This is a genomic window from Acidovorax sp. LjRoot66, from assembly GCF_964253305.1.
In the GTDB taxonomy this organism is placed as follows: domain Bacteria; phylum Pseudomonadota; class Gammaproteobacteria; order Burkholderiales; family Burkholderiaceae_C; genus Acidovorax.
In genome coordinates this window covers 329,213-343,840 of record NZ_CAXUQU020000001.1, presented here as the reverse complement: position 1 = coordinate 343,840, position 14,628 = coordinate 329,213, and the positions used below count along the sequence as shown (strand labels likewise).

General features: G+C 62.7%; 14 protein-coding genes. 3 read left to right on the top strand and 11 right to left on the bottom strand.

Features of this window, described 5'->3' with window-relative positions; all coding sequences use genetic code 11:
• Positions 1–119: 119 nt before the first annotated feature.
• On the bottom strand, positions 120–1,007 hold the full coding sequence (locus tag ACSQ3Y_RS01565) for an AraC family transcriptional regulator (RefSeq protein ID WP_436176210.1): 888 nt from the start codon (positions 1,005–1,007) through the stop codon (positions 120–122).
• A gap of 100 nt (positions 1,008–1,107) precedes the next feature.
• Here ACSQ3Y_RS01565 and ACSQ3Y_RS01560 point away from each other — a divergent pair, with 100 nt between their 5' ends.
• Positions 1,108–1,491 (top strand): cupin domain-containing protein, encoded by a 384-nt coding sequence (locus ACSQ3Y_RS01560; RefSeq protein WP_436176209.1) that lies wholly within the window; start codon positions 1,108–1,110, stop codon positions 1,489–1,491.
• A gap of 102 nt (positions 1,492–1,593) precedes the next feature.
• A complete protein-coding gene (locus ACSQ3Y_RS01555) occupies positions 1,594–2,094 on the top strand; it encodes a hypothetical protein (protein WP_436176208.1) in 501 nt (166 codons plus the stop codon).
• Positions 2,095–2,259: 165 nt separating this feature from the next.
• On the opposite strand, the gene ACSQ3Y_RS01550 is transcribed toward ACSQ3Y_RS01555, so the two are convergent.
• The 10 genes from ACSQ3Y_RS01550 to dnaA all read right to left on the bottom strand — a co-directional run bounded on the left by ACSQ3Y_RS01550 (position 2,260) and on the right by dnaA (position 14,137).
• The gene (locus ACSQ3Y_RS01550; protein WP_436176207.1) at positions 2,260–3,366 is read right to left on the bottom strand and encodes a suppressor of fused domain protein; all 1,107 of its coding nucleotides are present in this window, start codon (positions 3,364–3,366) and stop codon (positions 2,260–2,262) included.
• 32 nt (positions 3,367–3,398) lie between these two features.
• Positions 3,399–4,232 carry a DUF3883 domain-containing protein gene (locus ACSQ3Y_RS01545; RefSeq protein WP_436176206.1) on the bottom strand — a complete coding sequence of 278 codons (834 nt, stop codon included), beginning with the start codon at positions 4,230–4,232 and terminating at the stop codon, positions 3,399–3,401.
• 50 nt (positions 4,233–4,282) lie between these two features.
• Entirely contained in the window at positions 4,283–6,709 is a 2,427-nt protein-coding gene (locus ACSQ3Y_RS01540) for a DNA/RNA helicase domain-containing protein (RefSeq protein WP_436176205.1), read from the bottom strand.
• Positions 6,710–6,804: 95 nt separating this feature from the next.
• Positions 6,805–7,170 (bottom strand): nucleotide pyrophosphohydrolase, encoded by a 366-nt coding sequence (locus ACSQ3Y_RS01535; RefSeq protein ID WP_436176204.1) that lies wholly within the window; start codon positions 7,168–7,170, stop codon positions 6,805–6,807.
• A 24-nt stretch (positions 7,171–7,194) separates the two neighbouring features.
• The gene (locus tag ACSQ3Y_RS01530) at positions 7,195–7,695 is read right to left on the bottom strand and encodes a DUF4124 domain-containing protein (protein WP_428003021.1); all 501 of its coding nucleotides are present in this window, start codon (positions 7,693–7,695) and stop codon (positions 7,195–7,197) included.
• Between the two features lie 80 nt (positions 7,696–7,775).
• A complete protein-coding gene (locus tag ACSQ3Y_RS01525) occupies positions 7,776–8,207 on the bottom strand; it encodes a type II toxin-antitoxin system VapC family toxin (protein WP_428003761.1) in 432 nt (143 codons plus the stop codon).
• Entirely contained in the window at positions 8,204–8,458 is a 255-nt protein-coding gene (locus ACSQ3Y_RS01520; protein ID WP_436176203.1) for a type II toxin-antitoxin system Phd/YefM family antitoxin, read from the bottom strand. Before ACSQ3Y_RS01520 ends, ACSQ3Y_RS01525 begins: the two co-directional genes overlap by 4 nt.
• A gap of 129 nt (positions 8,459–8,587) precedes the next feature.
• A complete protein-coding gene (gyrB, locus tag ACSQ3Y_RS01515) occupies positions 8,588–11,197 on the bottom strand; it encodes a DNA topoisomerase (ATP-hydrolyzing) subunit B (protein WP_436176202.1) in 2,610 nt (869 codons plus the stop codon).
• Positions 11,198–11,357: 160 nt separating this feature from the next.
• Entirely contained in the window at positions 11,358–12,476 is a 1,119-nt protein-coding gene (dnaN, locus tag ACSQ3Y_RS01510; RefSeq protein WP_007854794.1) for a DNA polymerase III subunit beta, read from the bottom strand.
• Positions 12,477–12,649: 173 nt separating this feature from the next.
• Complete coding sequence (dnaA, locus tag ACSQ3Y_RS01505) at positions 12,650–14,137, bottom strand: chromosomal replication initiator protein DnaA (protein ID WP_436176201.1); 1,488 nt, start codon at positions 14,135–14,137, stop codon at positions 12,650–12,652.
• A 311-nt stretch (positions 14,138–14,448) separates the two neighbouring features.
• Between dnaA and rpmH the strand changes: the two genes are divergently transcribed.
• Entirely contained in the window at positions 14,449–14,583 is a 135-nt protein-coding gene (gene rpmH / locus ACSQ3Y_RS01500) for a 50S ribosomal protein L34 (RefSeq protein ID WP_005798102.1), read from the top strand.
• Positions 14,584–14,628 lie beyond the last annotated feature (45 nt).

Below are 14,628 nucleotides of genomic sequence, written 5' to 3'. Positions count from 1 at the left end.
GGCAAACCCGCCCGCGCACTCTAGCATCGGGTTGCAACTGCTTACAGCGGGCGCAGCAACTTAGGTGCGTGTGCCTATGGGGTGTGCGGTGGGCGCAACACCCCCCTTTTGGCGATTGATCAGCCGGCCTGCATGTGCGAAAGCCACCGCCCCGGCGCCATGCCCACCTGGCCCTTGAAGCGCCGCGTCAGGTGGCTCTGGTCGGCAAAGCCGCAGGCCGCCGCCACATCGGCCACCGCGCCGCCCTGCCGCAGCGCAGCCTGCGCCTGGCGCACGCGCACCATGTTCAGGTAGGCGTGCGGCGCCATGCCGTAGGTGGCGGTGAAGGCGCGCGTCAGGTGTGCGCGCGACAGGCCGGCCTGCGTGGCCAGGGCCTGCACCGTCACGTCGTCGGCAAAGTGGACATGGAGGTACTCGCGCACCAGGGCCATGCGCTGGCGGCCTGCGTTCACGCTCTGCGCCCAGTCCACCCGCACCTCGCCATGGCGGCCCAGCAGCGCCTGCACGGCGGCGGCGGTGCGCTCCTCGCCATGCAGCGACTCCTGCCGCTCGGCCACCGCCGCCACGGCCCGCTGCAGCAGCAGTGCGCCCTGCGGGTCGTGCACCACGGGTGCCTTGAAGTAGTGGGCCGCACCGGTGGGGCTCCCTGCCGCCCGGTCTGCCACCAGGGCGTGCACCAGCGCAGCATCCACATACAGCATCGAATAGCCAAACCCCGCATCCGTGCCCCGGCTGCCGTCGTGCGGCTCATCGGGGTTGAACAAGATCACATCGCCCGCCAGGCTGGCATGGCGCGCACCCCGGCACGCAAAGGTCTGCACCCCCGAGCGCGTGACCCCGATCGAATACGTCTCGTGGCTGTGCCGCTCGAACCGGTGCTGCGTGAAATGCGCGTTGAGCAGCGTCACCCCGCCCGACGCCAGCGGCCGCATCTCGGCCCAGTCGCGCGGGCTGGGCGACGCGGGAGAAGAGGAGGAAGAGGAGGAGCTTGGGTCCCCGGCGTGCATGCAACAAATGTACAAGACCGCCCCGCGCCCGGTGGCGACACTGCAGACAGCAACCCGCCCATCGGCGCGGTATAGCCAAGCCATACAGCCAACTTACCCCATGCCTGACACCACCAACGCCCCCACCCCCGTCCCCGCCATCAACCTGGCCCACAAGCTCACCCAGTTCACCGAGCACTGGGCCCCGCGCACCGTGGCCGAGTTCAACGGCCACGACATCATGGTCGCCAAGATCCAGGGCGAGTACCAGTGGCACAGCCACCCCCACACCGACGACTTCTTCCTTGTACTGCAGGGCACCGTAGAGATCGACCTGCCCGGCGGCGCCATGGTCACCCTGCACCCCGGCCAACTCTACGTGGTGCCCAAGGGGGTGGAGCACCGCCCGCGCGCCAGTGGCGAGGCGCATATTTTGCTGATCGAATCGACAGGCACGCCCAACAGCGGCGATGCGGCCACGGCCGCGCCGCGCAGGGTGTTGTAGGTAGGCCCTGCCCTCTGGCACGGCATTGGGCCGTTTGCCTACGCCACGCCAGCGTGGGTGCATAGACCATGGAGTTCCACCCGACAACACCAGGAGCACACCATGGCCCGAGACAACACCACCATCAACCACGACCTCAACCCCGATCCCATCACCGGCGCACCCGGCGCCCACCCCGTCGGCACCGGCATCGGCGCGGCGGGTGGTGCGGTCACCGGCGCCGCTGCCGGCTCCCTTGGCGGCCCCATCGGCACCGCAGTGGGTGCCGTGGTCGGCGCAGTCGTCGGCGGCTTGGCCGGCAAGGGCGCCGCTGAAGCCGTCAACCCCACGGCCGAAGACGCCTACTGGCGCGACGCCCATGGCCGGGAACCCTATTACTCCGATGCCTACACCTACGAAGACTATGCACCCGCCTACCGCCACGGCTACCAGAGCGTGATCGACGGGCGCGGCACCACCTGGGACGACGCCCGTGGCCACCTGCAAACCCGCTGGGATTCGGACCGCGAGACCAGCCGCCTGAGCTGGATGGAAGCCGAGCCTGCTGCCAAGGCCGCCTGGGAGCGCGCCGACCGCATTTGGAAGCAAACCAAGCAAGAGTAAGCACGGCTTTGCTTTCGACCGTCTGACGTCGTTGGGGCGCCTTGCCGTGCTACAGCACTGTCTACGGCGCCCCGTCTTGTCATCCGGTCGAATGCAAACCCGTTGGGGTAGTCGCGCCTGTGGTCGATTGGCCGCAGCGCGTGATTGACTGAACGGCTGGTCTGGTCAGCCGATCACCTCAACAACCTTCCCGGTCGAATCCGTGATCGTCGTCTTCTGCACCTGCCACTCCACCTCGGGCAGCAGCGGCAGCGTATAGCGGCCCTCACGCGGCTGTATCGTCTGCGCAAACTGCTGCACCGTGGCGTCGGTCAGGCGCAGCACCACAGCACTCTCCCCCTCGCCCCGCCATTCAACCGCGTTCTGGCCATCGGCACCCGCAGGCTCCAGCAGCAACTGCCACTCGTGCCCCGCCACGCGCAGCGTGCGGCCAAACGGCAGGCGCAGCGGCAGCAGGGCCACCAGCTCCTCCACTTGGCGGGCACCGAGGGTCACCTGCGTCAGCGGCTTGCGCAGCAGGCGCTTTACCTGCTTAAGGCCCAGCACATCGGTAAACAGGTACCCGCTGGATGACCCATCCTGCCGCAAGCCCTCGTCCACCTGCTGCTTGACCGCCGGGTGGGCCAGCAGCGAGGCGCGGCTCAGGTCCGTCACCCACAGCGGCATGTGCGGCAGCAGCACATCGAGCAGGTTGCGCGTGCGCCACTGCTTGGCCGCGCGCTCTTCGTCCAGCGTCATGCCCACCACCTGCAAAAAGGTTACCTCGCCATTGCGTGTGGCAAGGGGCTCGGCCAGCTCTGGGTCTGTCAGAAAGCCCATGGAGGAGATCTGCGTGGCCTGCCCCAGCGCAATGGGGCCGTTGGCGGTCATCCAATCCCCGTCTTTGAAAACGTTACCGCTCTGGAAAACATAGCGCGCCAGGTTCTGCAAAAAACTCAGCGCCCACATCGGGGGCTCTGCATCCGTCGCGGTGTCGGGCGCAATCGCCAGCCGAAAGGTCAACTCAAAGCCATAGCCACTCACCGCTGGGTCGTCCGACTCCTTGGCATACAGCTCGCTGAACCCATAGGTGACAAAGTGCCAGTGCGGCACCGGGTCCGTGCGTCGCCACGCGCTGATGCCATCCAGCGGGTCTGGCCCGCCCAGCCTGTAAGAGATCAGCGTGCCGAAGTGCTTGGGCTCCTGGCCGGGATAGAGCTGGTCCAGGCGGGTGGAGATGGCGTCCCAGCCGGGGGAGGCGTCGTCGGAATCGTTGATGGTGGTTGTGTTCATGTCTGTGAAATGCACAGGGACGAGAGCTGGTTTCAGTTGAAGCTTGCACGATAGGTGACCGGGTCCAATGAACAGTGTTGTTCAAGCGCTCCCACCAAAGCAAACAAGCGGGGAGCCTTTCTGAACTCAAATAGGCGATACAGGTGGAATTGGTCTTTGGCTTTGCTTGAGAGCGTGAGCTCGCCCCTCGATACAAAGAACGGCGTGTCTTTCCCAAACGTCGTGGTCTTCACTTCCACGAATCGCTCACGCCCATCAGTTTCATACGACAGCACATCAAACCCTAGTCCATCTCCCTTGGTGCGAGAGACGTGTTCCACGCGGTCTGCAAGTTTTGGTTGGCCCAATTGGTTGAGTCGCCAGTGTTCATACTGGAGCACAAACTCCTCTCCCGCCAAACCAAGCGATTGGTTCCGCGCTTCCCGTTCCAGATAGTCTCTTTTGACTCCCGCGAAGCTCAGAGGTGATTGCGCCTCTGCGGTCCGGTGTTGTCTGATCGGCGCCTGCGCTTTCACGTGCGAGAAATCTGATTGCAGAGGAGCCATGGCAGGCTGCTGAACCGCAACCATCGCCGCTTGATCAAGCGATGGCCTTGCTCCTACCTGCTCTTCCAACACGGCGAGCAAGAGCGCTTGAAAATTCGACCGTGGCTGATAGCCCCGAATGTATGGAAACCCCAGCGTAAGCATGGCTGCACTGATGTTGCCGTGCTTGAACTCTATTGATCCATCTGAGCGGCCATTGAGTTTGGACTGGAGCGCGCGGCGGTGCGCTGTTTTGCTGTAGCTTTGGCCGGCCAGCTCCAACGTCAGCATGTGGAGGTAGTCTGCGACGATGGCCTCAACTTCTTCCCTCGACCAATCCATCGCCTCCTCCTTCTCACATTGGGCACTCCTGGCAGTGGAGAGCCGCGTTATTAGAGCACTGTCAACATTTCTGCGACTACAGCAAACTCCTCGTCTTCGCCAACCTCCAGCACGATGGTTTCAAATCCTGGGCTGTCCGTCTCTGGCCACAGCTCTATGCGGGTATGGCGCCACGTCCCATCTGCGTCTGCAACTTTCTCACTTGAGTATCGTTTGATGGTGTAGCTGCCACCAGTTTCGGGGTCATCAATGCTGCGGTGCTGAACCACCACAATCTTGCCATTGCGAGTACCCCCTGGTGCTGCGCGGAAAAGGCACCAAGAGCCGTTGGGTATCCGCTTGTTCATGGACTCGCCCACCACTTGGGCTACAAAAAAGCCAGGCTGGTAGGGAATCCAGTCCGGCAGCTCGATCCAGTCTTGCGCACCTTCTTCGAGCGACTGCGATTCAGAAAATGAGCCGGCCGCAAATCGCAGGTCGATCAGCGGAGCTGCATTCTTTCCTGCGGCCCGTTCGGTAGCGGTCACCACACGCAGTGGGATGACGTTGCTTGCTGGTGCTTTCGCAGCTACGACGCTATCAAAGTGCTCAACAAGTTGCTCCGTGATGACGCCACGAAGGCGCGAACGCAGGTACTCCGCCAAAGGGCGGTCTGTGCAATACACAAAACACCCGCGCATTCCTCGCGTCATCAGCGTGCGGTAGGTGTTCTTGATGATGCGGTCCGCCATCTCCTGGGCAGCGACAGGGTCCTTCTTCATCAGGCTTTTCAAACCCTTGATGGATTTGTCTGACCGGGCGCGGCCGCCGGCATCGGGCTGGATCTGACCGTCCCTGTACACAAGGTCCGGGCCGATGATCACTCCGACATAGTCCAGCTCCAGGCCTTGGCAGGTGTGTATGCAGCCGACCTGCTCCACAGAGCCTGGGGTCACTATCCAGAGGCTACCGTCCTGGCTGAGATTCCAACGGCGCTGATAGCCGTAATCCGGAATGTCAATGTCGTACGCCTGCGGATCCGTTTTGCTGGGCCAGCCCCAGCAGTAGCCGGCCACTACCCGCGCCTTGTTGGCAACCTGGTTCTTCTTGTGAATCAGCTCATGCAGCTCGGTTGGGCTGTCGACCACGCGAAAATCGTATTCGGTGGTGTCAAGCGTCTGGTTGGCCGTAGAGCGGATGGCCAGGGTGTCATCCAGCCACGCCATGTAGCCATCGGAACCACTGCAACGGAACTGCGATGCCAGGTTCAGTTCGGTCACTTGCGCCCCCAGCGTAGCGGCCCATTTGCGCAGCTCGCCGGTGTGACCGATGTCCGAGATGGTGACGCGTTGGTCGTCATCCACGAAGAACACACTGCACCGTGCCGAAGTGATGATCTCCTTGACCTGGTTTTCACCCAGGTTGCCATACAAACCGGACTTCTCGTTGAGCCGATGTGCCTCGTCCACGATCAGCGCATCGAAGCTATCCGCAGCAGGGTCGGTAAATCCGCCGGAACCGCTGAACAGGTTGCTGATGCGGGTCTTCTTGAACGTACCCGTCAGCTTTGCCTCGAACACTGCGCGTGGCGCCGCGTTCTTCGACACGTAGCGGGAGTTCCGTCCCTTTGCAATCAACGCCGCCAACAGGTTGATGGCGACCACCGATTTGCCGGTGCCTGGGCCGCCTTGCACGATGACGACTTGCTTTGTTCCGTTAACAGCCTTCGCCTCAGACTCCAGCACGCTTTCATAGACCAGCTTCTGGTCATCGATCAGCACGAACTCGTTCTTGCCCTGCAAGAGGCCGACCACGGCATCTGCCAACATTTTTGACGGCTGAATGCGACCATGCTCGATGCGATACAGCAGTTTCTTGCTGTCCCCATGCCGCACATGCTGCCGGATAAAGGCCTGCAGCCGGTCCTTTTCGGGCTTGAGGAACAGCGGAGCCTTGTCGATGTGAGTTGTGTAGCTTGGGTGGTCGATCACCCCGTCGCGCTGAGGATAGTTGTGCAGGTAAGCGCAGGGCTGCAGCACAATCCCATCGTCCAGCACGGCGGTATTGAAGTCATTGAGCAGCGCGGCGTAGGACCACGCTTGGTACGAAGGATGCGCACCCTCGGTCTCACCCGCCCGCCCGCCCCGGCGTGCCCAGATGATCCCGTCTTTCTCGCTGACGCGTGCTTCAGACCATTGCTTGAGCTCGACAATAACCACCTTGGGTTGGTGGTGCTCGTCCAGGCCGGTGATCAGAAAGTCGATGCGTTTGGCAGTCTGCGGTACTTGGTACTCGATGGCCACGCCCGCATCGTCGGGAATCTCGTCGTCGTACAGCACCTTCGCCATGTGCGACAGCGAATTGGTCCAAGACCGCAGCTCGGCGGGGCCAACGTTTTGGCCGGTGGCATGCTTGTAGTGCTTCGAGACAACGTCCTCGATGTTGTCAGCAAAAGCATGCTGCAGAAATTCGCGCTTGTTGGCTTGATAGATGATCACCCGCGATGCACTCCCTGTACTTTGAACCGCCTGCCCTCGCCGCATTGCAGCAGGCGCTACGGGCAGAGGTATTGTGGTGCACGGTAGGACAGCGGCTACAGCTCGTCGTACTTGCGGCTACTCCCCCGCGCTTGATTCACCGGGTATTTCTGCCCATTGATCTCCACCTTGGCATTCGCAGCCTCGATCAGATCCACATCCAGCGCCGTAGCCATCTGCACCAGGTACAGCAGCACATCCGCCATCTCATGCGCAACGGCCTGCTTCTTGTCAGCCGGCAGGTTGCGGCTCTGCTCCTCGGTCAGCCACTGAAAGTGCTCCAGCAGCTCGCCGGCCTCCACGATCAACGCGGAGGCCAAATTCTTGGGCGAATGGAACTGGCCCCAGTCGCGCTGCTGCGCAAACTCCTGCAGACGCAGGGCCAGTTGCTGGAGTGATGCGGGGTCTTGGGACTGGGGCATGCCGAGTGATCGTCTTTCTCCGCGTCAGCGGCAGTTCTCCGCCACGTCACGCTGTGCCGCAGCCATTTCGGATTGGCGCCTGCTGTCTTCCAGGTACTGCTTGTCGCCCTTGTTGTCGTACTGGAACACGGGGCGCGCTGTCTTGAGGGTGCCCAGGTTGCGGCGCGCGGTGTTGCAGCGCGATGAGCGGTTGTACGCCTCGGCCTGCTGGCGCGCCTGTTGGGCGGCCTGGGCGTCGGCGGTTTGTTGCGTGCCGGCGCCTGTGCTGCCTGCGTAAGGCGAGCGCTGCCGCGCAGGCGGGGCACTGGGCGGAAGGGGGTCGCTGGAGGGCGGGGTGACCTTGATGTTGACGCTGCCCCCGGTGCCGCCGCTCATGTGGCAGGGCTGGTCCTGGAAGGCGGTCTTGCCGTCAGGCTGGGTGCACTTGTACGTTTGCGCCCAGGCGGGCGATGGGGCGGCAGCGAGTGCAGTGACAGCTATTGCCGCCGTAGCAGCGGCAGCTTTCCATTGGTTTGGCAGTGGCATGGTGTTCAGCACAAGAACAGAAGGTGGTGATGATGGAGGAGCGCCGGGACACTCTTAATCACTTGAATGCTTTCTCAACCCTACTGAGCCGGGTCGACCCAGGGATTCAAAATCGGCACTCCGAGCGATTGGAAGTCGGCGGTATTTCTTGTCACCACGGTCATGCCATGCACGAGCGCGGTAGCCGCGATCAAACTGTCCATGACAGGGCGCGGGTTTGGTACATGGAGTGACGCGCAACGCTGCGCGACGAGCGTATCAATCGGAAGGATCCGGCCAGCGAAAGCGGGCAACACGTGCTGGTCGAACCACGTTCTGAAAATGGCACCCTGTGGGGGATCTCGGCGTTCGGCCAGCAAGACACCTGTTTCCAACTCCTGCACGGTGATCGCCGACAGGTACAAGGCCATTGCATCCACTTGGTCAGCCCACCTGGCAACGTTGTGGTCGGCCCGACCCAGGCGAACCTTTCGCAGTTCAGACACGACGTTGGTATCGAGGACGAACATCAGGAGAAATCAACAGGGCGGGCAAGCTCACGCGAGCGCGTGACTACCAGTTCGGCATCTGCCGCACCGGGCATGGCCAAAAGGTCGGAAATTTTCTGGCGGCCCCCCGTAAGGCTCTGGTATAGCTCGTAGCTCATCAGCACGTGGGCGGGACGGCCCCGGTCTGTAATGAACACCGGGCCATCGTTTGCTGCACGCTTTGCATCGCCAGCTGCCTGGTTGAACTCACGGCTGGACAGGGTGGTGATTGTCATGGCAGTACCTCACGCCGATAGATATGTAGCAATGTTGCTACATATCTGTTCGAAAATCAAGTATTCCAAGGTACACAGAGACTGATGGGTGCCGGCCCCTGCAGGGTCAAGTAGGTGCTGCTCAACCCATCAAACGTCGATGTTGCCCGCCCGCAGCGCGTTGGTTTCGATGAAGTCGCGGCGCGGCTCCACCTCGTCGCCCATGAGCATGGTGAATACGCGGTCGGCCTCGATGGCGTCGTCGATCTGCACGCGCAGCAGGCGGCGCACGTTGGGGTCCATCGTGGTTTCCCACAGCTGCTCGGGGTTCATCTCGCCCAGGCCCTTGTAGCGCTGGCGGCTGGTGCTGCGCTCGGCTTCGCTGATCAGCCACTTCATGGCCTGGCGGAAGTCGCCCACTTTTTCTTCCTTGCGCTTTTCGCCTTCGCCGCGCAGGGCCTTGGCGCCCTCGCCCAGCAGGCCGCGGAAGGTGTTGGCGGCCAGTGCCAGGGCGCCGTAGTCAGCGCCGTGCACAAAGTCTTGCGTGATCACGCTGCTCTTGATGTTGCCGTGGTGGCGGCGGCTGATGCGCAGCACGTGCTTGTCGGTGCGTTCGTCGAACTCGCTGGCCACTTCGGCCGGGGCGCCGGTGGTGTTCAGCTCGCGCAGCTTGGCCTGCAGGGCCACGGCGCTGGCTTCGGATTCGGTGGCGGCGTCCAGGTTCAAGGCCACGCCGTCGGCAATGGCGCGCAGGGCCTCGGGGTCCATGAAGTTGCTCAGGCGCGCAATCACGCTCTCGGCCACCTGGTGCTTGGTGGCCAGGTCGGTCAGGGTGTCGCCGCTCAGCGTTTGCGGGTTGTCGCCGCCGGTGCTCACGCTGGCGTGGTTCAGCGCAATGCGCAGCAAGAAGCCGTCGAGCGCGGGCGCGTCCTTCAGGTACAGCTCTTCCTTGCCGGCCTTGACCTTGTATAGCGGTGGCTGGGCAATGTAGATGTGGCCGCGCTCCACTAGCTCGGGCATCTGGCGGTAGAAGAAGGTGAGCAGCAGGGTGCGGATGTGGGCGCCGTCAACGTCGGCGTCGGTCATGATGATGATGCGGTGGTAGCGCAGCTTGGCCACGTCGAAGTCATCGCCACCGGTGGTGCCGCCGGCCTTGCCGATGCCGGTGCCCAGGGCGGTGATCAGCGTCAAAATTTCGTTGCTGGTCAGCAGCTTTTCGTAGCGGGCCTTCTCTACGTTCAAAATCTTGCCGCGCAGCGGCAAGATCGCCTGAAACTTGCGGTCGCGCCCCTGCTTGGCAGACCCACCGGCGGAGTCACCCTCGACGATGTAGATTTCGCACAGCGAGGGGTCTTTTTCCTGGCAGTCGGCCAGCTTGCCGGGCAGGCCCATGCCGTCGAGCACGCCCTTGCGGCGCGTCATTTCGCGGGCCTTTCGGGCGGCTTCGCGGGCGCGGGCGGCCTCCACGATCTTGCCGCAGATGATTTTGGCGTCGGCCGGGCGCTCCTGCAGGTAGTCGGTAAGCAGCTTGCCCACGATGTCTTCCACCGGGGCGCGCACTTCGCTCGACACCAGCTTGTCCTTGGTCTGGCTGCTGAACTTGGGTTCGGGCACCTTCACGCTCAGCACGCAGCACAGGCCTTCGCGCATGTCGTCGCCGGTGACTTCGACCTTGGCCTTCTTGGCAAACTCGTGCTCTTCGATGTACTTGTTGATGACGCGGGTCATCGCGGCGCGCAGGCCTGTGAGGTGGGTGCCGCCGTCACGCTGGGGGATGTTGTTGGTGAAGCACAGCACCTGCTCGCTGTAGGCGCTGTTCCACTGCATGGCCACTTCCACGCCGATGTGCGTGCCGGGGATGCCGCCGTAGGTCTCGGCCGGGCGCTCGCCTGCGGCGTAGAACGAGTTGGGGTGCAGTACCGTCTTGCCCTTGTTGATGAATTCGACAAAGCCGCGCACGCCGCCGGCGCCCGAGAAGTCGTCTTCCTTGCCGGTGCGTTCGTCCTTCAAGCGAATGCGCACGCCGTTGTTCAGGAACGAGAGTTCGCGTAGGCGCTTGGCCAGGATCTCGTAGTGGTAGTCGTTGTTCTCTTTGAAGATCTCGGTGTCGGGCAAAAAGTGCACTTCGGTGCCGCGCTTTTCGGTATCGCCCGTCACCCGCATGGGCGACACTTCGATGCCGTCAATTTTGTCGAGCAGGCGGTCTTGCACAAAGCCGCGCGAAAACTCGATCTGGTGCACCTTGCCTTCGCGGCGCACAGTCAGGCGCAGCCATATGCTCAGCGCGTTCACGCAGCTCACGCCCACGCCGTGCAGGCCGCCCGATACCTTGTAGCTGTTCTGGTTGAACTTGCCGCCTGCGTGCAGCTCGGTCAGCGCGATCTCGGCGGCGCTGCGCTTGGGCTCGTGCTTGTCGTCCATCTTCACCCCGGTGGGGATGCCGCGGCCGTTGTCGGTCACGCTGATGGAGTTGTCGGAGTGGATGGTGACGACGATGTCGTCACAATGTCCGGCCAGGGCCTCGTCGATGGAGTTGTCGACCACCTCGAACACCAGGTGGTGCAGGCCGGTGCCGTCGGACGTATCGCCGATGTACATGCCGGGGCGCTTGCGCACGGCCTCCAGGCCTTCGAGGATGGTGATGGAGCCTTCGCCGTAGCTTTCGCTGGCGCCAGCCTGGTTGGTGTCGATCTTGTGCGGAACGGGCTCACCAGTGCCGGTAGGTTCTTCTTGCTCGGGCAGGTTGTTGTCAGCGGTCATGGTGGGCCTTGGGATCCGGGGAAGCCGGGGTCGGCTTCCAATGTGTCTGTCGAAAAAGGTTCAAATAGGGCTCTAATCCCCATCATATGAGGGCGAGCAGCTATCAAATCAATAGCTCATGCGGGGTGCCCGGCGCGCAAGGCGGGGGCACGGCGCAGGGCTAGATGCGCATCGGCATCACCACGTACTTGAAGCTTTCGTTGTCGGGGATGGTCAGCAGCGCGGAGCTGTTGCCGTCCGAGAGCTCCACCTTCACCATGTCCTGGCCCATATTGGCCAGGGCGTCGATGAGGTAGGTCACGTTGAAGCCGATCTCGATGGTGTCGCCACCGTAGTCGATGTCGAGCTCGTCCACGGCCTCTTCCTGCTCGGCGTTGTTGGACGCCACGCGCAGGGTGCCGGGCTCCAGGTTCAGGCGCACGCCCTTGAACTTGTCGCTGGTCATGATGGCGGTGCGCTGCAGGCTGGCCAGCAGCGGGGCACGGCCCAGGGTGATGCTGTTCTTGTGGTTCTTGGGGATGACGCGGTTGTAGTCGGGGAACTTGCCCTCGACCAGCTTGGTCACGAACTCCATGCCGCCAAAGGTGAACTTGGCCTGGTTGTTGGCGAACTGCATCTCGATGTGGGGCTGGTTCTCGCCGCCGGCGTCGGACAGCAGGCGCTGCAGTTCGATCACGGTCTTGCGCGGCAGGATGACTTCTTGCTTGGGCACTTCCACGTCCAGGGTGGCGCTGGCAAACGCCAGGCGGTGGCCATCGGTGGCCACCAGGCTGAGCTGCTTGCCCTCGGCCACGAACAGAATGCCGTTGAGGTAGTAGCGGATGTCCTGCACGGCCATGGCAAACGACACCTGGCCCAGCAGGTCTTTCAGCGTCTTTTGCGGCACGGCGAACACGGGGCCGAAGGCGGCCGACTCCTGCACCAACGGGAAGTCCTCGGCCGGCAGGCTTTGCAGGGTGAAGCGGCTCTTGCCACCCTTGAGGATCAGCTTGGACTGGGCGGATTCGAGGCTCACCGTCTGGTCGCTGGGCATGGTGCGCAGGATGTCGATGAGCTTGCGCGCACCCACGGTGGTGGTGAAGTCGCCCGTGTCGCCACCCAACTCTGCGGTGGTGCGGATCTGGATCTCGAGGTCGCTGGTCGTCAGCTGCAGCGCGTTGCCGGTCTTGCGGATCAGCACGTTGGCCAGAATGGGCAAGGTGTGGCGACGCTCCACGATGCCAGCCACCGATTGCAGAACCGCGAGTACCTTGTCTTGTGTTGCCTTCAGGACGATCATGTCATCAACCCCTTGCTTGTGGATCTTTTTTGGAACGGTGCGGGCAGCGGCACGGGTTGTGCCCCCCTGCTGCCCATAAACCCCCCATTTTGCCTTGTAAGGACGTGTTTACTGTGGCGCTGGGGCGCCGAACAAGTTCTTACATCAAAGGCCAGGGTGGAACGCACGGTGGTTCAGCCCTTGAGCGTCTGTTCCAGCACGTGCAACTGCTGGTTCAGCTCGGTGAGCTGCTGGCGCTCGCCCGAAATCTTGCGCACGGCGTGCAGAACAGTGGTGTGGTCGCGGCCGCCGAACAGCTCGCCGATCTCGGGCAGGCTCTTTTGCGTCAGCTCCTTGGCCAGGTACATGGCAATCTGGCGCGGGCGGGCAATGCTGGCCGGGCGCTTCTTGCTGTACATGTCCGCCACCTTGATCTTGTAGTAATCGGCAACGGTCTTCTGGATGTTTTCCACAGAAATCTGGCGGTTCTGGATGGACAGCAGGTCGCGCAGTGCCTCGCGGGCCAGCTGGATGGAGATCTCTTTCTGGTTGAAGCGCGAGTACGCCAGGATCTTGCGCAGCGCGCCTTCGAGCTCGCGCACGTTGGAGCGCACGTTCTTGGCCACGAAGAAGGCGACTTCCTCGGGCATCTCGGTGCCTTCAACGCGGGCCTTGTTGATCAAGATGGCCACGCGCATCTCGAGCTCGGGCGGCTCGATGGCCACGGTGAGGCCCGAGTCGAAGCGCGAAACCAGCCGCTCGTGGATGTTGGCCAGGCCCTTGGGGTAGGTGTCGCTGGTCATCACGATGTGGCTCTTCTTGGCCAGCAGGGCTTCGAAGGCGTTGAAGAATTCTTCCTGCGTGCGGTCCTTGTTGGCAAAGAACTGCACGTCGTCGATGAGCAGCAGGTCCAGCGAGTGGTAGCGCTCCTTGAATTCGTCGAAGGTGCGGCGCTGATAGGCCTTGACCACATCCGACACGAATTGTTCGGCGTGGATGTAGAGAATTTTGGCGTCGGGCTTGTCGGCCAGCAGGCGGTTGCCCACAGCGTGCACCAGATGGGTCTTGCCCAGGCCGACGCCGCCGTAGATGAACAGCGGGTTGTACAGGTGGCCGGGCATGCCCGCCACGTGCATGGCGGCCGAGCGCGCCATGCGGTTGGCCGTGCCCTCCACCAGGGTTTCAAAGGTCAGGCCGGCGTTCAGGCGGTTGCGGAAGGCACCGGCCGATTCGTCGGAGGTGCTGCTGCCGCTGTTGCTACTGTTGCCATTGCCGGAGCTGTTGTTGTTGCCATGGCTGCCCTGCCCCTGGCCGTGCTGGTCATTGTGGGAAACAGGGGTTTGCGTGCCCGCTGCGTTGGGGCGCACATACGTGCGGGTAACGGCTTCACGCTGAGCGAGCGCTAACTCCAGCGTAACGGGCTGGCCGTACAGGTCTTCGAGCAGCAGCGAGATGCGCTTGCCGTACTGCGCGCGGATCCAGTCGAGCTTGAAGCGGTTGGCGACGAACAGCGTCACCTTGGAGAAGTCTTCGGTTACCTGGGCCACCAGGGGCTTGATCCAGGTGTTGAACTGCTGCTCGGGCAGGTCTTGCGCCAGTTGTTCGATACAGGCCTGCCACAGGCCCTGGCCGGCGTCTGCCCCGGGGTTGGATGCGGAGCTGCTGGAGGGTTCCTCGGTCATTTATAGGCGGATTCTTGTTGTGGATAGGAGGAACGGAGCTTGGCCTCGCATTGTAGCTTGTCAAGGAGTTATCCACAATTTGGAAAGGCCCCCTGACAGAGGGGATCAGGGCCTTGGGGAGGTGGGCCGAAAGTACATTTTGAACCCCTGATTCGGGCACGCCACAGGGTCTTCCCGCAGAGGGGCATTGCCAGCACTGCAGAAGCCTGCGATAATTTTGGGTTTCCCTGAATGTGTTCAGGGTGATTTGACCCGGCGTGCCGCTATTTCTGCGCAACAGTCCGGAACTGAACCTCAAGGAATAGAGCACCATGAAACGTACTTACCAACCCTCCAAGACCCGCCGCGCGCGCACCCACGGCTTCCTCGTTCGCATGAAGACCCGCGGTGGCCGTGCCGTTATCAACGCACGCCGCGCCAAGGGCCGCAAGCGCCTGGCCGTCTAAGGCCGGCCAGGTCTGGGTCTGCACTTCGCTGCACCCCGGTTTGCA